Source organism: Acetobacter sp. UBA5411, assembly GCF_002409645.1.
Classification (GTDB): domain Bacteria; phylum Pseudomonadota; class Alphaproteobacteria; order Acetobacterales; family Acetobacteraceae; genus Acetobacter.
In genome coordinates, this window is sequence record NZ_DHNR01000032.1 from 24972 (window position 1) to 45873 (window position 20902).

The following is a 20902-nucleotide window of genomic DNA, read 5'->3' on the forward strand; positions in this document are numbered from 1 at the left end:
CGCTCCCTGCCCTATGACCTGTTCTATGCCTGCGGTCATCCGTCCCGTCCCCTCCGTGAGATCTGCGGTCGGGAGTGGAATATGGATGATTTTATTGGACTAATCGGCGCCCGCCTGCCGTCTCTCCGCATGGCGTTGGGCGGAATTGAGAGACGTCCCCATTTTTCAGGCGCACAATATCAACAGGTTCTGGAAACCAGCGCCATAGGGCTGAATATTTCCAGACGCGCTGATTATTACCTCTATACGTCTGATCGTATCGCGCATCTGGCGGGAAACGGGTGTGTTGTGGCGATTGAACGGGCGACGGGTTACACGGATTACTTCTCGGACGAGGAAATGCTGTTCTTTTCCGATCTTGACGAACTGATCGAAAAGATTGCCCGTCTTTCCGCCGAACCTGAATTGCGCATGCGGACAGGCACAGCCGGTCGCGCCCGTTATGCCCAGCGTTTCAACGAGCAGGCAGTCGCCCAGTTCATGATCGACGTGATCATGGATGAGTGCGCGCCGGAAGCGATGCCCTGGTGAAGACTGTGCTCGCCTCCCCCCGTCTTCTGACGCAGCTGTGGCGCACGGACCGTCGGACGCTCCTGCATGAGCTGATGCTTTTCTTTATTGGCTCGGGCTTCATTCTGCCCAATGAGCCTGTCTGGTCGGATGTTTTCTACATCGGGATCATTCCACTTTTCATCTACGCAGTCTGTAAAAAAGACTTTGATCTTCACCTGAAATCCTGTCCGGCTCCGCTTCTTGCTGCGGGCGGCGTCATGATCGCTTTCTGTCTCAGCATCGTGCTGAATGTGGCCACTCCCTCACTGATAGGTCCGGCCGCTTTCTGGATGTGGAATATCATCTGCACATCCATTTTCGTCTTTCTTCTGACGGACGCCTTTGCGAAACAGGCTGATTACCGGGAGCGTCTCATCACACTGATGATCGGGGCGGGCATGATCAATATCGCAATCGCCCTGCCCCTGCGTCTCGGGTTTCAGCCCCTTCCCTGGGAAGGCGACATTCTCAGAATGCAGGGATGGGGACTGACGCGACACCCTATTCTTGGTGCTGTCATCATGGGCAGTGTCCTGCTGATGGCGCTGTCCCGCGCTCTTTCCCGGCATCACTGGCGTGACTGGGCGGCGACGCTGGCCGCACTGGTTTTTGTTCTTCTGACGGGTAGCCGGGGGCCATTGATCGGCATTCTTCTGGCCGTGCCGGTTCTGGCTGGCATGAAATACCCAAAAACCATCCTGACCGCCCTGCCCGTCCTTGCGGTCATCACAGCAATTGGGTTGCGTGCGGATGTCGGCGTTTTCCATCTTGTACAGGAACAGATCGGTCGCGGAGACTCCCATCGTTTCATGCTGTGGTCTCTCGCATGGAATGATATTTGCCAGATGCCCGTATTCGGACACGGGCCAGCCGCGAAATTCAACACACCGGGTGAGCCATTTCCCCACAATCTGATTCTTTCCACTTGGCTGTACGCCGGTACAGTCGGGGTTGTCGCTCTTCTGCTCTATCTGGGCACCGTGTGCAGGAGCCTGTTTTCGTCTTTTGACAAGGCCGCTCGCCCGCTGAGCATTGCCATTCTGATTCACACACTGGTCAGTTCGATGACGGATTTTGCGCAGGTTGTGAAAGGACCGGCCCCCATGTGGTACATGTTCTGGCTGGCCACGATCTTCGCCGCACAGATCGCCCCGCGGTCGAAAGCACCTGCGGAATGAATGTCTTTGCTCTCTTCTGGTCTGACCGTTCTGACAGGTGCCGATATGGTTTATAATGGCTGAGTTTCTCTTGAGGGCTGATATCGCTCAGAGCCTTGCGTAGGAGGAAAGACGCTCTCGCCTGCCATGCAACAGGGAGCTGATATTACCGGGGAGGGCTTGCGTTTCCGGAGCGGCTGGCTCATCTCCTGAAAGAGATACAGGACTCAAGAAGTCCTCTTTTATGGCCGGGACGCTTTAACTGGCAGAATCAGCGCCGGTGATGCGCCTGAAGGAGAGTTTGTCATGTTTATCGAAACCGAGGGTACACCCAACCCCAACACTCTGAAATTCCTTCCCGGCCGTGACGTGACCGGTGAGACCGGCACCATTGACTTCATCGATGCCGACGCTGTCGCAGGACGGTCTCTGCTGGCTGAGGCTCTCTTTGAATTGCCGGGCGTCTCGCGGGTGTTCATGGGATCAGACTTTGTCTCCGTGACCAAGGCGGACTCCGAAGACTGGGCCGAGCTCAAGCCGCTGGTGCTTTCTGCTTTGGTGGACCACTTTGTCTCTGGTCGTCCGACTGTCGAGGTCGGTGCTGCCTCGGTTGAAGATCCCGTCATGCCGGGCGATGAAGAGATCGTGCAGCAGATCAAGGAGCTTCTTGAGACCCGCGTACGTCCGGCCGTTGCCAGTGATGGTGGCGATATTGTTTTCCGTGGATACCGGGAAGGCATTGTCCGTCTGAGCATGCAGGGCGCCTGCTCTGGCTGTCCGTCTTCAGGTGCAACGCTCAAGCACGGCGTCGAGAACATGCTCCGGCATTACGTTCCGGAAATCGTTTCCGTGGAGCAGGTTGTCGACTGACACTGTTGAAGTGTCCCGATAAGATCTACGATTTTTTCGGGACGCATCATTTTCAAAAGCTTTTTGAAAAAAGCTTTACCAAAAACTTTTCTGTTTTCGCGAAGAGTCTGCGGACAGGTATCCTACCGACGATGATACAAAAAGAGCGTGTCTTCCATTCCAGTGAAGACACGCTCTTTTTTATGAAATCAGAACTCTTCGTAAACAGCAGGGTCCTGACCCTTCAACCGTCCATCCGGACGGGCCAGTGAAGCAATGTTCTTCATATCGTCTTCGGTCAGGGCAAAATCAAAAATGGATTTGTTTTCCATCTGACGCTTGTGGCTGGCAGCCTTCGGAATAGGCACACATCCCAGTTGATGGTGCCAACGCAGAATAACCTGTGCGACCGACTTCTTGTGATGCTCAGCGATCTTTTCCAGAACCGGGTTCGTGAGGAGATCGTTGGCTCGGCCCAACGGACTCCATGACTGCGTCAGGATGCCGTGCTTCTTGTTATAGGCCCGCATGTCCTCCTGCGGGAAATACGGATGAAGCTCGATCTGGTTGATGCTCGGTAAAACACCAGTCTCTTCCTTCAGCCGATCAATATGCTCGGGCAGGAAATTACAGACCGCAATGGATTTTATATAGCCGCGCTTCTTGGCTTCAATCAGCGCCTTCCAGGCTTCGACATACAGCCCCTGTTTCGGATTGGGCCAGTGGATATAATAAAGATCGTAATAGTCGAGCTGGGCGCGATAGAGAGATTCTTCAATCGTCAGAATCGCTTCGTCAAACTTGTGATGCCGTCGGGGAAGTTTTGAAGCGATACGCAGATGCTCGCGCTTGTGGCCACTTTCACGAACAGCCTTTCCGACCGCACCCTCATTCTCATAATTGAAGGCGCTATCAAGGGCATGGTACCCCGCCTCGATGGCGCTTTTCATGCCATCGACACCGGGTTTGCCATTCATTTTATAGGTTCCGAACGTCAGAACGGGAAACGACAGTCCGTCATTCAATGTAAGATCAGGAATATGCACTGGTGATCTCCCAAATGATTATGATTACCTGAATGCCTGATACGACATCATGCCCGAACAGAGTGCCAGACAGCCCCGATTGTATCGGGTGCAGGCGCATTCATACGACAGCGTTACGCTGTGTTGTCACGATAAAAATATAACCAGCGACTGGCAATGAAGTTGCAGAATGATGTGACATGCAACTTCATTGCGCTCTCTTTGAACAATGGAAACATGGGCAAATGTTGCCCCCGCACAGCATGACAGCACTCAGCTGAACCGCATCTTCAAAGACGCAGCACAGTATCAGGCAGAGCGTTCAAGCCGTCAGGCAAATGGCGCAATCCACTCGGTGACTCCAGACAACAATTCAGGCAGTCATGTCCTGCGATAGAGCCGTCGCCACACTGTTTCGGCGGGCCCAGCCCATCCCCGGCTGCACCAGAACCGGGCTGCAACAGCCTGTAACAGCACCAGAAAACCGGCCAGCGCCATAAGCGGAGCATACGTCACATCGCCGTAATATCCCGGTGCTGCAAACAAACAGAGCCGGGCCAGAAGTGACTGGCTGAGATAGGCAGTGAGCGCCAGCCGTCCCACAGGAGCCAGCATATCCTGCATTTTTCTCGTGTGCGCCACGATCCAAAGCCATCCCAAGGCTCCCAACGGTGCGACCAGCAACCGCATTGTGACGGACAGAAAGGCCAGATCTGTCGGGCGCAGACCTCCATGCACAGGGAATTTGCCAATCTGCATCAGGGCCAATGGCAGGGAAACCAGCACAGCCACGATCCCGCCGACCAGAAACCACTGGTCCCGTGGACAGGTTGTGCGTGGGAGAAAACGGTTTGCACGCCACAATCCCATCCCGATCAACATCAGAGGGCCGCTAGTCAGCATTACGGAGGGAAGTGTCTGCGGAAGCGTGGTGAGCCAGTCCGTCGCATTCTCTTTTATCAGGGAAAGGAATGGAGATGGTGGAAGCCGTAAAGTCTGGATGAGGGGCTCTGCGATGTGACCGCCGTTCCACAGCGCAACCAGCCCATCAATCCGCAACAAACCAACCCCCACCGCATAAGCCGCCACGCCAACGATCAACAGGCGACGTGCCGACCAGCAACGGCAGGGACGCAGGATCAACCCGGTCAGCGCATAGGGCAGAAGAATATCGCCCCACCACAGCAGCGCGCCATGCAACACACCGAAAACGGCCAGCCAGCAGAGTCGCCGGGTCAGGCGGGCATTGGCTACGGGGTCATGGCCATCACCACCCACCCAGAGCATGGAAAGACCGAACAGAAGGGAAAAGAGCGCCACAAACCGGCCCTGCATGAGAGTCTGTTCAGCGACCCACAGCAACTGGTCTGTCTGCGACGCCAAGGCAGGAAGTCGTTCAGCCTGACTCAATGGCGCAACAAAACCGGGCGCATTGCACAGCCCTATGCCGAGGATACCCAGCCCCCGTGCGGCATCAATAATGACGTAACGGTCCTGTCGACGGTCTTTATGCCGGTCTTTGGTGACGTCAGCCGGTAATCTGGGCACTGCGGATGCGAAGGGCTGCATGCACGGCATCAGCCTGTTCCAGAAGCGACTGGTTTGCTCCGCTTACAGTGCGCGGCGTGGCCACGCGCAAACTCGACAGATCCCAGTCTGAAGGAAGCGCAAGCCTGTGCGATAATGCTGGGGAAAGAGTGACTTTCTCTGTGCAGACGGTTTCGTAGTCAACGAAGACCTGTCGTGCCTGAACGGCCTCGTCCGCGTTGAGCAGGGCTGAATAGACGCTGATCCACAGCTGGAGCCAGTAGTCTATGGAGCCTCGATCACCATCTGTCGCAGGGTGGCCGGGGAACAGAAAAGGTCGCTGGTCTCCGCCAAAGTCGTAATGGCCCAGCCAGCGCATGAACTCCAGCCGGAATGGATCATCGGCGGCCAGTTGTAGCGCCTGCTCATGCTGACGACGTAGCGACTCCGCCTGTTGCAGCGGAGCGCGAAAGGGATGGACCAGCACGGCCTGCGGAAACGCTTCGATCAGCGCGGGCAGGCGCAGCACATTGGCGTTGTTCTTCGAGAGATAGCGCGCACCGCCATAACGACGACGGATCAATCCGACATAATCACGGAAAGCATCCACTGTTTCAGGCAATGGCGGAACGGGGGAAAGCCCATCGGCCCCCACATAACGCTTGCCCTCGAAATGACGCCAGAAGACTTCTTCAATCGCTTCCGCGCTATCAAGATCATGGAGAATGCCGTCGCCATGACCTCGTTCCGACTGTTCCACCTGACGCTTGAAACCTGCTGACAGTTTGGCCCAGCTATTGGGCGCGAGCGGAAACGGCAGATCGCGATAGGTGAGGGATGCCATGCCATACTGCTCATGCAGCAGGCGCGTCAGAATGGTCGTGCCTGCTCGCGCAAGGCCCGTGACGAACAGCGGACCGGGCTGAGGCGTTTCATCTTTCCACGGTTTGAAGCGTGCCCGCTCGATATCGAAGGAGATCTCCAGCATGGCGCGATTGCCCAACGCCACACGCTGCAACAGGCGCTCCGACCCCGGGCCTTTCTCACCTCCCGAAGCAGACGCGGCATTCCGGAAATGGCGGCGCGTAAACAGGTACGCAAGCGAGATCACCAGCAGCGCCACGCGCGTGGGCCAGTGTGTAAAGGCCTGCGCGAACCCATAAGGCCACAGCCTGTCCACCGCCATCGCCAGAATCAGGGGAGCCGCGACCACCGCAATCAGCGTCAGTCCCCGGAGGGATTGCGCCATGAGGCGGCCGGACATCAGCCGCATCGCGCGTTCCTTGGCCCATTCGGACACATGACGGCGCGTGACGATACGGGTGGCGCGTCGACCCAATCGGTTCACGTCCATCAGGCAACGCAGAACACCGGTCGCCCAGACCAGCTCAATGGATGCCAGCGTGGCCAGCAACAGAACGACGACGCCGATCAACCGTGCTGCCCCTGAAGTCTTTCAGTCCTGCCGGATGGTTTCACGACTGCGACGTGGATTGCCGGTTATTCACCGCAGCGCTACCACCGCGCATACGGCGCAACATGCGCTTGAACGGATACCAGACCACCGAAACGATCGCGAGCAGCACCGCACCCACGATCCCCAGCGCGCTGCCGATCGCACCGAGTCCGAGGCCCGGGCCCATGTAGGCGAGCGCTGGAGTCGGTCCGGCGATGAGCAGGGCGAAAGCGCCGAGACGACAGAGAGTGGGTGTGGTCAGTTGCATTGTGCATCTTTCGCTAGGGTGATTGCTTCCTGATTGCTGGCTGGATCCACATAGCGGCTCCAGCGCAGTTCAAGGCGACGCATGGAAGGCGTAGCGGCGATGTAGCGCCACCGGACGGTGCCATCGGGCGCAATGCGCATCAGCCGTCCGGCTTCGGTTTCCTCGATCATGAAGTCCCCGTTTGGAAGCGGTGTGGCGCGTCCCTGCGCCCGTGTGTGAACACGGAGTTTTTTCATCGTCTCATCAAGGGGATAGCTGGCGCTGTCCGTGGCGAAATCATAGACAGCCACACGGTTGAAGCCATCGACCGCGCCTTCGGGTGCGGCTACCCGCCAGTTATTGTCGAACACGGCAATCCGGTGATCGTCGATGATGCTGACATCATGCTGCATGTGCGAGAAATTGGCTTTCCACCACAGGACCTTCCCGGTCGAGGGGCGGTACAGCATGACGAGCGACAGGTTGCGCAGGCTGATGAACAGGTCACCCGCCTGCCAGTAAGGTCCGGATTTCAGAACCGGCTGCACATCGTTCAGATGGAATGGGTCGTCCGTGTAAGGCCGTCCGCGCCAGAGCCAGCCAAGCTGGTTGCTGTCGAGAATATCCGCGACCCGCGCTTCAAGGAGGATCTTCCCGTTGGGGCTGACCTGCATGATGCTCTCATCCTCGAAGAGCGGTCCGACATCAGGCACCTTGGCCTTCGGATAACGGAAGGCAGCCCAGAGATTGCCGTCACCATCGCGTTCGAGCGAATGGTGGAAGATGCCGTCGATCATCCATTCCATGTGTCCGCAGGCATCGAAACGGGCCAGCGGGGAACTGTCGTGGATGACAATCCCGCCATCGGGCATCAGCAGCGGGTGCATCATGAGATTGCGTCGGGCATCCCGGTCGCGTCGGACATCAATCAGCGGCGAGACAAAGGTCGAACGGCTGTTCATCGTGCGGATGTCGGGCGCGTACTGATGGACAACCGCTCCATCGCGCAGACTGATCAGACGGACCACGGACCGTTTCAGATTTTCATCGAAAGCCCGGACCAGCACATAGCCGTTATCGACAAAGGGCTGATCCGGATTCCGCCAGAGTCCTTCCGGCAGATCTTCATCATAGGATGCGTGAGCATACCCTCTCGGGGTCTTCGTGATGCTTTTGACCGTCTTTTTCAGAACGAGGGGAACATTCGCCAGCCAGAGCGTGCTCTCCTGCAACAGTTTCTGACGGGGCGGATGCAGGACGAGGCCGCCAAAGCCGATCATCACGACAATCCCCATCACGAGTGACAGCAGAAGCAGCCACAATGGAACCGGGCGAAACATGGCCCGCTCCAGTGGACTGACCGACGCGGTCTCTTCAGGAGATTCTTTGTCGAAAGAAGAATGCAAAATGGCACCTGAGGTACAAGCGAACCGCTATGCCGTTGCCATTCACGGTCAGGGCGAACAACACGAAGTTAACAGTAATTCTCGTTATCTGACGGATCGATGTTACGCCAAGGTTTCATTTATGTTGCGAAGTGGTTTTCGATCATATCCGAACGATTTTTCGTCAACGGATCATGCATATTAAAAATAAGGAAACCGCATTTATTGACGATAACATTTGAGAAGTGTGCATTTCCGGGCGCAATTCTCCTCTTCCGATCCGCCAGGCCACTGAATTTCATAAGTTTTTCTTGAGGCAATCCGCCTCAGGGTAAGTCTCTTTCTGCCGAGCATCTCCAGTCGGCAACCGTCTGTTTTTCGAACTGGTCCGATGCCGATGCTCTTTGACCGAAGCATCCATGCGCTGATGTCTGTCACAGACACACACAAACCGCAGCGACTTGGATACATCCACAAAAAAGAACCCCTTGCGGCTTCCGGGACGAAACAGTCCAGAAGCCGCAAGGGGTCATGATACGCGGAAGTCCGTTTTTCCCGGAGGCGCTCAGCGTCTCCATCAAAAATGGATGATGTGGCGTTGCTTTACCGGGCGGCAACCAGCTGGTGCGCCGTGTGCGCCATGGCCTCCTGATTGGGAGCGCCGAGAGCATGCACGATCACGGGGTCAAACAGGCTGGTGAAGGAAGCCGGGTGAACACCCATCCACAGAGTGACCACTGCCAGCGGCACCAGCACCATCATCTCGGCGGGTGTCAGGTCCCGCAGCAGACTGACGGTGCCCTTCACAGACCCGAAGATCACATCCCGGTAGAGCGCCAGCATATAGACCGCACCCATGATCATCGTCGTGCCGGCCAGAAGCGCCAGCCAGAAGGAGACATGGATCGCGCCCATCAGGACCAGCAGTTCGCCCACGAAGGAGCCCGTTCCCGGCAGGCCGATATTGGCCATCGTGAACAGCATGGCCAGAGAAGCCAGAGCCGGCATACGGAACGCCACACCACCAAGAGCTGAGATGTCGCGGGTTTCGGCGCGCCATGCGATGGCGGCGACACAGAAGAACAGCGCCGCGATGACCACACCATGCGACAGCATCTGGTAAATCGCGCCATCCACGCCCTCGGCGTTGAGAGTGAACAGACCGACCGCAATCATTCCCATGTGTGAGAAGGAGGAATAGGCGATGACCTTCTTCATGTCCTTCTGGGCGAAGGCGATGAAGGCGGCATAGATGATGGCGATCACACCGAGCGGTAGGATCCATGGTGCGAACTGATGCACAGCATCAGGGAACATCAGCACGCCAAAGCGCAGCAGACCGTAGGCGCCCGTCTTGGAGAGAACGCCAGAAAGCAGCGCCGTCGTCGGTGTAGGGGCTTCCGTATAGGCATCCGGCAGCCACGCATGCAGCGGGAACAGCGGCAGCTTCACACCAAAGGCGATGACGAAAGCCATCAGCAGCCAGCACTGCACGGAGAGCGAGAAGTGTCCCTGCATCAGCGCCGGGATATCCGTCGTGCCCGCCATGTTCCACATCGCCACAAGTGCTACGAGCATGAACAGTGAACCGCCGAAGGTGAACAGGAAGAACTGAAGCGATGCCCAAATGCGCTTCGGTCCGCCCCAGACGCCGATCATCAGGCTGGCCGGGATCAGGGTCGCCTCATAGAACATATAGAACACGACCAGATCGAGCGCCGAGAACAGGCCCATCAGCGCTGTTTCAAGGAACATGACGGCGGCCATGAAATCACAGGCCCGTCCCTGCACGCTGCGCCACCCGGCTCCGATCGAAAGCGGTGTGAGAAAGGCGGTCAGCAGAACGAAGACCAGACTGACGCCATCGACGCCCGTATGGTACGAAATGCCAAAATTCGGCATCCATGCCAGTTGGGTCTCATACTGTGCGCCGGGAATCTGTGGATCGAAACCGGTCCACATGACAACGGACAGCGCGAGCACCGCAAGGCTCGTCCACAATGCGATCCAGCGACCAGTCCGATCCGCCGTTTCCGGCGCGCCCTTGGCGAGCAGAATGGCCAGACCGCCCAGAAGCGGGAGATAGGTGACAAGGGTAAGAAGGATCGGGTGCACGGCGTACTCACTGGGTTCGGTACGATAATTCTGCGGGAACCTTAGCGCCCCGAACTTCCTGCGACCAGTCATGAGTCGAGTAGGACGTCTCTATAGACGTCTGTTCTTCTTGTTGCCTGATCCTTTGCTGCTGCATCGCTGTTGGATGGGGCCAATCGGGCGATATCTGGACGCGGCATCCGGAGTCACAGGCACAATTCCGCCGATTCAGCCCCTTTTACAGATGCCACTCCATGGTCCGAAAACAACGCAGACCCGGAAAGAGGCTGAAGAATCAGGCACAAAAAAACGGCACCCCTGAACAGGATGCCGTTGCATTGCGTCACCGCATTGTGAAAGCGGATCAGCCGGATTTGGGTGTTTTATGGCGCTCGACCTGTATCTTCAGCGCGCTCAGGATAGCGGAAACCTGCCCGCCGTGCTGCTGAATGAAGGAAGCATAATCCTGACGCTGCGTCAGACGGAGGCTTGCGCCTTCAGCCAGAACGTCGACAATTTTCGGAGAACCGCTGCTGCTGCTGACGACCCACTCAAGGTTGGCGTCGGCCTGCTGCGGACGGTGCAGGATTGTATCAACCGACTGATCTTCACCCTTGGGTGTCGCACCGCCGATCGTGAAGCTGACGCCACGGTAATCGCCCAGCTTGTCGGTAATCGTGTTGACCAGCACCTGCCGGAACAGATTCAGATACTCGGTCTGCTGTTCTGGTGTCGCCGAACGCCAGTAGCGTCCGAGGCAGAAGCGACCAATGGCGTCGACATCCACATCACTCTGCAGAATGGGAAGAACCTTTTCCTTCTTCTGCTCTCCCGTCAGATTGCTGTTCACAATCGCAACCAGACGGTCGCCGAGGCTGTGAACGAAAGCTGTGGCCGACTGCTCAGCCGAAGCCGGGCGCGCAACACCTGATGCCAGACCGGCTGCGACAAGCGTTCCGAGCAGGAAGCGGCGGGTAAAACTGATCTGCATGGTAACTCTGCCCCTGGTCTTCTTCTGGATTCTTCTCAAGGCGGATCAATTATACCAGTCGGGAACAGTCGCCCGATGGTCGTTCTTGATAGCATCCGCCATGGCCTTGCGCTGCTGCTGATACGCGCTCCTGATGGTCGCATACGGATCAAGCGCATCACGCTGCACCTGATCCAGATCATCAAGATGATTGGCCCGGGTGTTGATGACGCCCATGATGTTATAGGCCCAGTTGAACGTCAGCAGGCCGTAGCCGCGCGGAACATAGTTCCACGGAGACAGTCCCTGATCCAGGCCGTAGCCGATGCCGTCACGGATAGTGGACGGTCCCATCATGGGCAGGAAGAGATACGGTCCGGAGGCGATCCCCCATGTGGCGAGCGTCAGGCCGCCATCATTGTCGTGGTGTGGATAGCCGGCATATTTCGCCACGTCGATGAAGCCACCGACACCAGCGACCATGTTGATGCACCAGCGGACAAAGGCGTCTCCCGCACGGCGCGGCTTACCTGCGCCAACGTCGTTGAAGAACACAACCGGCTCATTCATGGTCTGGACCATGTTGCCGAGCGATTTGCGCACGGGAATCGGCACAGCCCAGACATAGGCCTTGGCCACGGGACGCATGGAATATTTATCCACCGTCACCGAAAGATTGTACATCTTCCGGTTAAGCGGCTCATATTTATCGTTGGCTTCCTGATATTCAGCCAGCGCGTCAGGATCGGTCGGCTTGGGCGCGACCCAGGAGGAACAGCCGGCCAGAGCCAGTGTTCCAAGCATCAGGGTCCCGTTACGGAAAGCGCGGATGCGGGTTTTCACCGAACGGCCCGAAACACTGGAAAAAGATTCCAGATGCAGGTCTTCCTTCACTGAGCCCATGCCCGTCAGTCTCTCCGTTACCCCGTCAGCCCTCTCCGGGACCACAAGGCCAGCCAGCAGGACGAACATATTATGCTTCTCTGAGCGTCTCTCTATTGCCCTGTCTAACACGTCGCTGCCTGGATGCAATCAGTTGCCATTGTATGAATGACCCGCATCAACACGCTTGCACGCCCCGATCCGGCTGGTCTTCTCGGTTGTGAACGTCAAACATCGCGGGAGGTTGAGGCTCTGTTGTCTTTCCCGGGTCCTTTTCGCTACCTGTTGCGATGAAGTCACAGATACGCGGCTGATGAACGACAGGTTGGCCGGCAAAGGGAGTCAGCCCCGCTTCCTCAATAAAAAACCCGGTCCTCATTACAGAGAACCGGGTCGTAGAAAACACACTTCAGAACAGGCTGTGTAGACGAAAGATCCGAAGAAACGGGAGAATCAATCAGAACGACTGATCGTCTCCGCCACCCCAGTCTCCGCCGCCATCGCCACCCCAGCCATCATTGCCGCCGCTATCGCCTCCAGCGTCGAAGCCCTGATCAGCAGTGGTGCCTGCGCCAGCAAACGGATCCGGGGCACCAGCCGCACCGGCACCGGATGAATCACCGTAGTAGTTATTGACGACTGTCTGGTCGGGAGCGCCCCAGCCACCGGCGGCAGCCCCGGCATCGTGATGGCCGCTGAACAGGCCCTCCAGCGCGTTCGCCGCCATCATGCCGCCAGCAACACCGGCGGCGGTTGTCAGGGCCGAACCCAGAAAGCCCGATCCACCCTGCCGGAACATACCTGGCTGAAATCCGGGCGGCATGGGCTGCATCTGCGGCTGCTGGGCATAACCCTGCGGCTGACCACCCCAACCCGGAGGAGGAGCCTGCTGCGGACGCTGCTGACCCCCACCGAACAGTCCACCAAGGAACCCGCCCGAGCTGCCTTTCGACTGCTGGGCCTGTTGCAGGGCCTGCTGCGCCTGCTGAAGCTGGAACTGTAGTTCGCGGATACGGTTCTGGGCCTCGACAAGCGCTGCTTCCTGCACCACCGCCATCTGGGTGATGCGATAACGGGCTTCCGGATATTTCTGGAAGTTCTGAGCGATGAAGGCATCTGCTTCAGGATCAATCGGCGGCAGGGATGGGTTGGTGGATGGCACACTCCCGGCACTGGCCTGCGGCGCTCCGCCGACACGCGCAATGAAGTTAGATATCAGATCGCGTTCCTGGCTATTCATCTGCTTGATCCCTCATGGTCACTCGACCGGACTACCTTGTGTTTAAGGTGGGAACAGGGCGTAAGAACAGCAACCCCGCTCCAAAGACTTCATCTCACCTTATCATAATCACGGAATTATGGGCTTTTTGCGCCAGAACCGTAAAGAACGGTCAGTTGAGCCGACGCCAGACAGTGATGATGCGCCATGAATCCGACAAGGGCCGGACTGGAATCCGCAGTCACTTCAAGCTTTGGAACATCCAGCGCGGTCACGGTGAACACATAGCGATGCACACGGCCGGGAGGAGGCGCTGCGCCCCCATAGCCAGGAACGCCAAAATCGGTCCGCACCTCGAGCGCGCCCTGCGGCAGAGCGCCTTTGCCCGACCCCGCACCTTCCGGCAGCGATGTCACATCGGCCGGAATGTTGGCGACCACCCAATGCCACCAGCCTGAACCAGTGGGAGCATCAGGATCATAGAGCGTGACAACAAAGCTCTTTGTTCCTGCAGGAGCCCCTTCCCATTGCAGCGGAGGAGACAGATTTTTCCCCGTCTGTCCCATGCCGGAATAGACCTGCGCCTGAGGCATTACGGCACCATTGCTGAAAGCCGGGCTCGTCAATGTGAACGCCATGGGAGGGACTCCTTGTCGTTGGTCTCTTTCAGTTACCAGTTGAGGCTGATCAGCCAGAACTCTTCCGATGTCAGTGTCACGCCATCATTCTTCGGTGACTCTGAGGCCGCGTGGGCAAGGGCTGCAATACGCTCGACCATGATTGTTTTACGCTGATGCGCTTCCGAGGACTCGTTAGCGGCCTTGAGTACGTCGAGGGACGTCTTGGCGGCCTTGGCGACACGGGCGGCATCAAGCAGCGCGTAGGACATGGATAATTCTCCTGCAAACAATTCGGATCAAATGATCTGCGGAAGAAAATGGGCTGTCGGAGCCCCCTGTTCAAGAGCAACAGGTTCCAGACGGTAATAGCGCCATGAAGTTCTGCATTGCTTTTTTAGCAGAGACAGACCTCGCAGACTTGGCATGGCGTTGCCAGAAGGTGCCTGCTTCAGATCATTTTGGCAGAGGGTGTCTCTCTATGTTTTTACTCGTTAGTATACGCCGCACTATAGTGAAAAATATTACCTAAAAAATAAAAGCCTCATTTCGAAAGATAAACACACTCTGTAACATTTATTATTTTATCAGACTGACAAAATATGATTATTTTTCTTGCTTTCCACTCGCCTTTATGTGAATAACATCCTCGGTGGATGCTCTATATGAGGGTCGCTGGCGCACGTTGTGTCAGTTTGTCCCGTTGGAAGTTACGATTGTGCACGTGTTCTGTGCGCGACCACCATGTTAAAAAGGAGCCTCGTTATGACAATAGGCACCGTAAAGTGGTTTAATTCTACAAAAGGTTTTGGATTCATTCAGCCGGAGGATGGCTCCCCGGATGTGTTCGTCCACATTACAGCCCTTGAGCGCGCCGGCATGGCTTCGCTTAATGAAGGGCAGCAGATTTCATACGAGATCGAAGCTGGCCGTAATGGCAAGAAGTCCGCAGTCAATCTTAAGGCTGCGTGATTTAAAGATTGGCAGCAATGCCGTCTGGAAAAGCCGTCCGTCAGGGCGGCTTTTTTTGTGCCTGCTCTCTGGGTAGGCTTCTGATCTATCCTCACCAAAAACACATGCTGGATTTACAAGGATCTCTTTCGGGATAAATTTGTGGAAATTCAGGTACGATCTGAAACGTTTTTCCTATATTTCGCCTGAAGAAATCCTCTAGTCTCCCGGCCTCATTCAGACCTGACCACGTGTAAAAATGATATTTCCTGTTCTCTATACTTTTCGACGCTGCCCTTACGCAATGCGGGCGCGTCTTGCCCTTCTGTCCAGTGGGACTGACTGTGAATGTCGTGAAATCAGGCTGGCGGCGAAACCGGAGGCCATGCTGACGGCATCGCCCAAAGGCACTGTTCCGGTCCTCGTTTTATCTGAGAGCCACGTCATTGATCAAAGCCTGGACATCATGAAGTGGGCGCTTTCCCAATCCGATCCTGAAAACTGGCTGGCAAATCCCCGTTACGATCTGATCGAACGGAATGACACATTTTTCAAACACCATCTCGATCTTTACAAATATGCCACCCGCCACAATAGCGATCCGGATTATCACCGTCAGGAAGCGTTACAGAATCTTCTTGATCTGGAGCAGATGCTGGAAACCGCGCCTTTCCTGAACGGAGCATATTTTGGCCTTACGGATGCAGCCATTGCGCCTTTTGTCCGTCAATTTGCTGCGACGGATCCAATCTGGTTCGAAGCGCAAAACGTTCCCCGTCTGCAAGCATGGCTCAGAGAGTTTACGTCTTCACGTCGCTTCGAGCAGGTTATGTATCGTTTCAGTCCATGGCAGCCGAATGACGAACCTGTCTTTCTCAGGGCAAACACGTAAGACCTCGTCAATCAGAAAGTCGGCCACCCTGCTGCAGGCGGGGCCACACTGGCCGCATTCTGTCCGTGCTTATCGAGCAACTTTCTAACCAGCCCATTCCCTTTCACGTCCTCAACAAAATCCTGTAACCAGACTCTCGCGATTTCGCGCCCTTTCGGAACACCCATCCCCTGTTCAATCGCCGTGAAACGTCCGGGAAGCACCCGATAGCCGGGATTTTCCTCAGCATAAGCCGTCAAAGGCTGGCGCACCCCAGCGGCGGCATCCAGTTTCTGCTCCACGAAAAGAGCAATGGCGTCAGGCGAAGTTGCGGCTCGTTCCAGAGAAGCCTGTTTCAGATGGCGTGTCAGAAACAGGTCATAAGCCGCTCCTTTTCCAACAGCGATGCGAACCCCGGTGCGGTCCAGATCCTCAACGGTCTGATAAGGCGCATCGTCACGGACAAGATAGGTTCCCTCAATCACGACATAAGGCGCGGTAAAAAGGATTTCGGTGGCCCGGACCGGGTCTACTGCCAGAAACATCATATCCAGTTCGCTGGACGAAACAGCCTGCGTCACCTTGCCTGCCGCATCAAATGGCCTGAGTTCAATGCCTACGCCCAACCGTCGTCCCACCTCCTGCGCCAGATCGACCGAGACTCCAGCCAGTTCTCCTGTTGTCGCATCGCGACATGCCAGAACGGGATTACCCAGATTGATCGCCGTCCTGATGACACCCTGCGGCGCCAGTTCACGAAGAATCTCATCCGTTTTCATGCGATCCCATCTCTGATTTACCACGCCCCGATATGGCGTATTTGATCCATTACGGGAGGCTGGGACTGTAAAGGCTGAAAACGCAAGATGTATTGATCTGTAAATTCTCCCTGTTTTAAACCATACTCCACCGAGACCAGAGAACCGGGCCTCTCGCGTCAGTCCGGATCATCGAACAGAGAAGCCAATCGGGAGACTGTATTCATGCCTACACTGACCGGACGACGGACATTTCTTGCTACTGGTCTCAGCATGGTGGCCGCATCAACCGTGAAAGCGGCGTCAGCACCCCCCGAGCCACCGTCAGCCGTGTCATCGCCTCCCCGTTCATGGAGCGGGCAAGCCCCAACGGGTTTCCTTCCAGACCCGGATGTCATCAGTCTTGATCCCTCCTTCAAGGATCTGCTGTTTCCCAACACGCCCATACAGCGTGTTCTGACAGGCGGCGGCTGGCTCGAAGGACCGACCTGGCTTGGTGAAGCCCGTATCCTCCTGCTCAGCGACACAATCCGCAGCCAGCAATATCGTCTGATTCCACCAACTGAATCAGGCGAAGGCTCGCTGTCCGTTTTTCGGCAGGAAAGCTACCACAGCAACGGGAATACCCTCGACACACAGGGCCGCATCATTACCTGCGAACATGACATGCGGCGCGTCATCCGGTGGGAACATGACGGAAATTGCAGTGTCATCGCGGACTCGTTCAACGGAAAATCGCTCAACTCCCCCAATGACGTTATCGTCAATCCCCTCGACAATAGCATATGGTTTACTGATCCGGCCTATGGAGACACTCTGATCGAAGGACATCCGGACTCTCCCGGCAATGGCGCCAATCCGACGGGCAAGTTACGCTGGACTCTTGGAACCGAAGTTCCGGTTCAGTTCGCCGGCCATGCACGGCAGGCCGTTCATATTTTCCGGGTCGATGGCCAGAACGGCCAGATCAAAGCCGTTCTTTCCCCGGAAGATGTCCCCTCCCCGAATGGTCTGTGCTTTTCACCGGACCAGAAGATTTTCTACGCCACCGGCACGGTTTCGGGTTCTTCCCAAAGTGGCGCTCAACGCGTGATCTATGCGTTCGATATGGTGGATGGTCTTCCCCGGAATCGCCGCGTCTTCTGCTCTTTCATGCTTGAAAATCACAATATGATTCCGGACGGCATCCGGGCAGACGTCTTCGGTAATCTGTGGTGCGGGGCCTCCGGTCCTTTCGGATTGGCGGGTGTGCTCTGTTACAACCCTGCCGGAAAACTGATCGGGCGGATCCGCCTGCCGTTCGGATGCTCCAACCTCACCTTTGGTGGTCCGAAACGGAATGAGCTTTATATGTGCTGCGGTTCTCAGATGTTCCGTCTATTGCTTGAAACACAGGGAGCAGGGCTTTCCTGACGGGAGGCTGCCTGAATGAAAAGAGATTTCTGGGGGGGCAAAATGCCTCCTATGAAGCTTTTTGAAAAAAGCTTCACCAAAAACTTTTACCATTAAAAATAGTCCAGTTCTGTCGTGCGGATAAAGATGCTTCCGAAATCGCATCATACTCATGAAAATCGGTAGGCCAAAAATTCTTTATTGATACGGATTATTATTTGCAGAAACCAATCTGATATAAATAAAAATTCTAATGCAACTTGTTCGAACGGTCAGGCGTTATAAAGCGAATTACCTTCATGCGACAATTCTAAGGAGCGCCCGAATGGTCTCCGCGGCATCAGCACTGCTTCTGGCCCGCTTTCAGTTCGCCTTTACCGTAGGCGTTCATATCGTTTTCCCGGCTTTTTCAATCGGACTTGCCGCCTATCTGGCGGTGCTGGAAGGGTTGTGGCTCAAGACAGACAAACAGGTGTATCTCGATCTCTACCGTTACTGGATCAAGATCTTTTCCGTGGTGTTCGGAATGGGCGTCGTCTCCGGGCTGGTGATGTCCTACGAATTCGGCACCAACTGGTCCGTCTTCTCCCAGAAGGCTGGCCCAATTACGGGCGTTCTGCTGTCCTATGAAGTGATGACGGCGTTCTTTCTGGAAGCCGGCTTTCTGGGCGTCATGCTTTTCGGGATGAACAAGGTCGGACGCGGGCTGCATTTCGCCGCCACCTGCTGCGTCTCGGTCGGAACCCTGATCTCCATGACCTGGATTCTGGCCTCCAATTCATGGATGCAGACTCCCGCTGGTTACAGCATTGACCCCGCAACCGGACGCTTCATGCCGGAAAGCTGGCTAGCGATCATCTTTAATCCCTCTTTCCCCTATCGCCTTGTGCATATGGGCATGGCGGCCTTCCTGTCTGTCGCGTTCATCATCGGTGGCACAGCCGCATGGCACATGATGCGGGACAAGCGGAAAGGGCAGCCCATCAGCCAGCCCGTGAAAGTCATGTTCTCCATGGCCATGTGGATGGCGACCATCGTTGCTCCGCTCCAGATCCTTGCCGGGGATGCGCACGGTCTGAACACGCTGAAACATCAACCGGTGAAAATTGCCGCGCTCGAAGGCGATTGGGAAACGGAAAGCCGCGCTCCGGAAATCCTGTTTGGTATTCCGAACATGAAAACCGAGCACACCGATTACGCCATCAAGCTGCCCTTCGCAGGTTCCCTGATCCTGACGCACAGTCTTGACGGTAAAGTGCCGGGCATGAAGGACTTTCCAGCAGATCAACGCCCTCCGTCACCGATCATCTTCTTTACCTTCCGCATCATGATCGCACTCGGCATGCTGATGGCGGCGACAGGCTTCCTGTCGCTCTACATGCGCTGGCGTGGCAGGCTGTTTACAAGTCCACTCCTGCACCGACTGGCGCTGGTCATGGCTCCCTCCGGGTTTCTGGCTCTACTTTGCGGTTGGGTCACGACCGAAGTCGGACGTCAGCCATGGACCGTGTATGGCCTGCTCAGAACGGCTGACAGCGTTTCCCCCATCATGTTGCCCAGCATGGCCATCTCCATGACGGCATTTGTCGTGGTTTACGTCATCGTCTTTGGTACCGGGATTGGCATTCTTCTGCGCATGCTGAGCCGTCAGCCGGAAGAAGGCGAGCATGATTTGAGCGAACAGGGCACGGCTTCGGTTCTCGGCACACGGTCTCATCCAGAAACCGTTCTTTCCTCTCCAGACCACGGAGCGCGATAAAATGAGTGGTGCTGCTTACTGGCTGCCGGTCATCTGGACGGTGATCCTGGCCGCCGCAATTCTTATCTATGTCATTCTGGATGGCTTCGACCTCGGGATCGGCATGCTGTTCGCCGTCGAGCGAGATCGGGGGCGGCGGGATGTCATGGTCAATACTGTCGCCCCCGTATGGGACGGCAACGAAACCTGGATGATTCTCGGGGGCGCTACGCTTTATGGCGTTTTTCCCGGAGCTTACTCCACCCTGCTACCGGCGTTGTATCTTCCAATTCTTCTGATGGTTCTGGCGCTGATCTTTCGCGGAGTCGCTTTCGAATTCCGTATCATGACACGCGATAGCGGACGTTCCGCTCTGTGGGATCTGGCCTTCTTTGGAGGATCTGCGATCGCTGCTTTCTGTCAGGGCGCAATTCTGGGCGGTGTCATTCAGGGCGTGTCCGTAACAAAAGGCGCTTTCAACGGCGGTCCACTCGACTGGCTGACGCCTTTCAGCATTCTTTGCGGACTGTCCGTGATGTGTGGTTATGCTCTGCTTGGCGCTTGCTGGCTGGTCTGGCGCACAACAGGCGTGCTGGAAGCAAGCTGCCGCTTCTGGGCGCGGCGTCTGGCTATCGGTCTGTTCCTTGGCATCATCGCCGTCAGTCTTTGGACGCCCATGCTCCATGAGCCGTATCTCGTGCGGTGGACAGACTGGCCCAACATCCTGTTTGTCGCTCCGGTCCCATTACTGGTGATCCTTCTGGCATTCCTGTTTGTGCGTGGGTTGCAGAGGGAACACCCAGTAACGCCATTTCTCTGCGCGCTGGGCTGGTTCTTTCTCTGCTTCACCGGGCTAGGGATTTCCATTTTCCCCTATATGGTGCCGCCGTCCCTGACCCTGTGGGATGTGTCCTCGCCGCCTTCGAGTCAGGCATTCCAGCTGGTGGGCACAGCCATTCTGCTGCCCATCATCCTGACCTACACCATCTATTCCTATCGTGTTTTCCGCGGAAAGGTCACAGAAGCCGATGCGTATCACTGACGCCATCGTTTCCGGTCGGGGGGAGAAAGCCCCCCGCAGTCCGCTGCGTCGGTTCGGGTGGTTCGTCGCCATATGGGCCATGAGCACCGTCGGATTTATTGCAGCGGCTTCTGTTCTGAAGTTTTTTGTGCCGCATTAAGTTAGGTTGAGATGCTTCGTTCATGAGGCTT

22 protein-coding genes are annotated in these 20902 nt (G+C 56.4%); 10 read left to right on the forward strand and 12 right to left on the reverse strand.

The annotated features are described in order from the left end of the window. From B3759_RS10810 to B3759_RS10820, 3 genes are all read left to right on the forward strand, one after another. Positions 1 to 531: glycosyltransferase (locus B3759_RS10810; RefSeq protein WP_291365932.1), on the forward strand; the 531-nt coding region annotated here is incomplete at its 5' end. After that, positions 528 to 1730 (forward strand): O-antigen ligase family protein, encoded by a 1203-nt coding sequence (locus B3759_RS10815; RefSeq protein WP_291365933.1) that lies wholly within the window; start codon positions 528 to 530, stop codon positions 1728 to 1730. The genes B3759_RS10810 and B3759_RS10815, both read left to right, overlap by 4 nt. A 285-nt stretch (positions 1731 to 2015) precedes the next feature. After that, positions 2016 to 2579 carry a NifU family protein gene (locus B3759_RS10820; protein ID WP_291365934.1) on the forward strand — a complete coding sequence of 188 codons (564 nt, stop codon included), beginning with the start codon at positions 2016 to 2018 and terminating at the stop codon, positions 2577 to 2579. Between the two features lie 188 nt (positions 2580 to 2767). On the opposite strand, the gene B3759_RS10825 is transcribed toward B3759_RS10820, so the two are convergent. The 5 genes from B3759_RS10825 to B3759_RS10845 all read right to left on the reverse strand — a co-directional run bounded on the left by B3759_RS10825 (position 2768) and on the right by B3759_RS10845 (position 8153). Beyond that, positions 2768 to 3604 carry an aldo/keto reductase gene (locus B3759_RS10825; protein WP_291365935.1) on the reverse strand — a complete coding sequence of 279 codons (837 nt, stop codon included), beginning with the start codon at positions 3602 to 3604 and terminating at the stop codon, positions 2768 to 2770. Between the two features lie 360 nt (positions 3605 to 3964). Further along, complete coding sequence (locus B3759_RS10830) at positions 3965 to 5152, reverse strand: DUF418 domain-containing protein (RefSeq protein WP_291365936.1); 1188 nt, start codon at positions 5150 to 5152, stop codon at positions 3965 to 3967. Next, positions 5112 to 6545 (reverse strand): sulfotransferase, encoded by a 1434-nt coding sequence (locus B3759_RS10835; protein WP_291365937.1) that lies wholly within the window; start codon positions 6543 to 6545, stop codon positions 5112 to 5114. The genes B3759_RS10830 and B3759_RS10835 overlap by 41 nt, the downstream gene beginning before the upstream one ends. Positions 6546 to 6585: 40 nt before the next feature. Then, positions 6586 to 6834, reverse strand: coding sequence for a hypothetical protein (locus B3759_RS10840; protein WP_291365938.1), 249 nt, complete (start codon positions 6832 to 6834; stop codon positions 6586 to 6588). Continuing rightward, positions 6825 to 8153 (reverse strand): arylsulfotransferase family protein, encoded by a 1329-nt coding sequence (locus tag B3759_RS10845; RefSeq protein ID WP_291365939.1) that lies wholly within the window; start codon positions 8151 to 8153, stop codon positions 6825 to 6827. The genes B3759_RS10840 and B3759_RS10845 overlap by 10 nt, the downstream gene beginning before the upstream one ends. On the opposite strand from B3759_RS10845, the gene B3759_RS10850 reads away from it, so the two are divergent. Further along, positions 8152 to 8403, forward strand: a complete 252-nt coding sequence (locus tag B3759_RS10850; protein ID WP_291365940.1) for a hypothetical protein — start codon at positions 8152 to 8154, stop codon at positions 8401 to 8403. The two genes, B3759_RS10845 and B3759_RS10850, sit on opposite strands and share 2 nt — an antisense overlap. A gap of 398 nt (positions 8404 to 8801) precedes the next feature. On the opposite strand, the gene B3759_RS10855 is transcribed toward B3759_RS10850, so the two are convergent. The 6 genes from B3759_RS10855 to B3759_RS10880 all read right to left on the reverse strand — a co-directional run bounded on the left by B3759_RS10855 (position 8802) and on the right by B3759_RS10880 (position 14252). Beyond that, positions 8802 to 10313 carry a complex I subunit 4 family protein gene (locus tag B3759_RS10855; protein WP_291365955.1) on the reverse strand — a complete coding sequence of 504 codons (1512 nt, stop codon included), beginning with the start codon at positions 10311 to 10313 and terminating at the stop codon, positions 8802 to 8804. Positions 10314 to 10656: 343 nt separating this feature from the next. After that, positions 10657 to 11283, reverse strand: coding sequence for an MlaC/ttg2D family ABC transporter substrate-binding protein (locus tag B3759_RS10860; protein ID WP_291365941.1), 627 nt, complete (start codon positions 11281 to 11283; stop codon positions 10657 to 10659). Positions 11284 to 11328: 45 nt separating this feature from the next. Beyond that, a complete protein-coding gene (locus B3759_RS10865; protein ID WP_291365956.1) occupies positions 11329 to 12066 on the reverse strand; it encodes an MlaA family lipoprotein in 738 nt (245 codons plus the stop codon). A 535-nt stretch (positions 12067 to 12601) separates the two neighbouring features. Then, positions 12602 to 13384, reverse strand: coding sequence for a DUF2076 domain-containing protein (locus B3759_RS10870; RefSeq protein ID WP_291365942.1), 783 nt, complete (start codon positions 13382 to 13384; stop codon positions 12602 to 12604). Positions 13385 to 13500: 116 nt separating this feature from the next. Further along, positions 13501 to 14001: a kinase inhibitor gene (locus tag B3759_RS10875; protein ID WP_291365943.1), complete on the reverse strand. Its 501-nt coding sequence runs from the start codon at positions 13999 to 14001 to the stop codon at positions 13501 to 13503. Between the two features lie 32 nt (positions 14002 to 14033). Then, positions 14034 to 14252 carry a hypothetical protein gene (locus tag B3759_RS10880; protein WP_010667902.1) on the reverse strand — a complete coding sequence of 73 codons (219 nt, stop codon included), beginning with the start codon at positions 14250 to 14252 and terminating at the stop codon, positions 14034 to 14036. Between the two features lie 493 nt (positions 14253 to 14745). Between B3759_RS10880 and B3759_RS10885 the strand changes: the two genes are divergently transcribed. Beyond that, the gene (locus B3759_RS10885; protein ID WP_291365944.1) at positions 14746 to 14952 is read left to right on the forward strand and encodes a cold-shock protein; all 207 of its coding nucleotides are present in this window, start codon (positions 14746 to 14748) and stop codon (positions 14950 to 14952) included. 238 nt (positions 14953 to 15190) lie between these two features. Continuing rightward, positions 15191 to 15823 carry a glutathione S-transferase gene (locus B3759_RS10890; RefSeq protein WP_291365945.1) on the forward strand — a complete coding sequence of 211 codons (633 nt, stop codon included), beginning with the start codon at positions 15191 to 15193 and terminating at the stop codon, positions 15821 to 15823. Between the two features lie 11 nt (positions 15824 to 15834). Here the strand turns inward: B3759_RS10890 and B3759_RS10895 are convergent, their stop codons facing one another. Next, complete coding sequence (locus tag B3759_RS10895; RefSeq protein WP_291365946.1) at positions 15835 to 16581, reverse strand: ABC transporter substrate-binding protein; 747 nt, start codon at positions 16579 to 16581, stop codon at positions 15835 to 15837. Between the two features lie 204 nt (positions 16582 to 16785). Here B3759_RS10895 and B3759_RS10900 point away from each other — a divergent pair, with 204 nt between their 5' ends. From B3759_RS10900 to B3759_RS10915, 4 genes are all read left to right on the forward strand, one after another. After that, a complete protein-coding gene (locus tag B3759_RS10900; RefSeq protein WP_291365947.1) occupies positions 16786 to 17973 on the forward strand; it encodes an SMP-30/gluconolactonase/LRE family protein in 1188 nt (395 codons plus the stop codon). Between the two features lie 304 nt (positions 17974 to 18277). Further along, complete coding sequence (locus B3759_RS10905; protein ID WP_291365948.1) at positions 18278 to 19711, forward strand: cytochrome ubiquinol oxidase subunit I; 1434 nt, start codon at positions 18278 to 18280, stop codon at positions 19709 to 19711. A gap of 1 nt (position 19712) precedes the next feature. Beyond that, positions 19713 to 20732: a cytochrome d ubiquinol oxidase subunit II gene (cydB, locus tag B3759_RS10910; protein ID WP_291365949.1), complete on the forward strand. Its 1020-nt coding sequence runs from the start codon at positions 19713 to 19715 to the stop codon at positions 20730 to 20732. After that, on the forward strand, positions 20719 to 20871 hold the full coding sequence (locus B3759_RS10915) for a DUF2474 family protein (protein WP_010666484.1): 153 nt from the start codon (positions 20719 to 20721) through the stop codon (positions 20869 to 20871). The genes cydB and B3759_RS10915 overlap by 14 nt, the downstream gene beginning before the upstream one ends. The last annotated feature ends 31 nt before the right edge of the window (positions 20872 to 20902 follow it).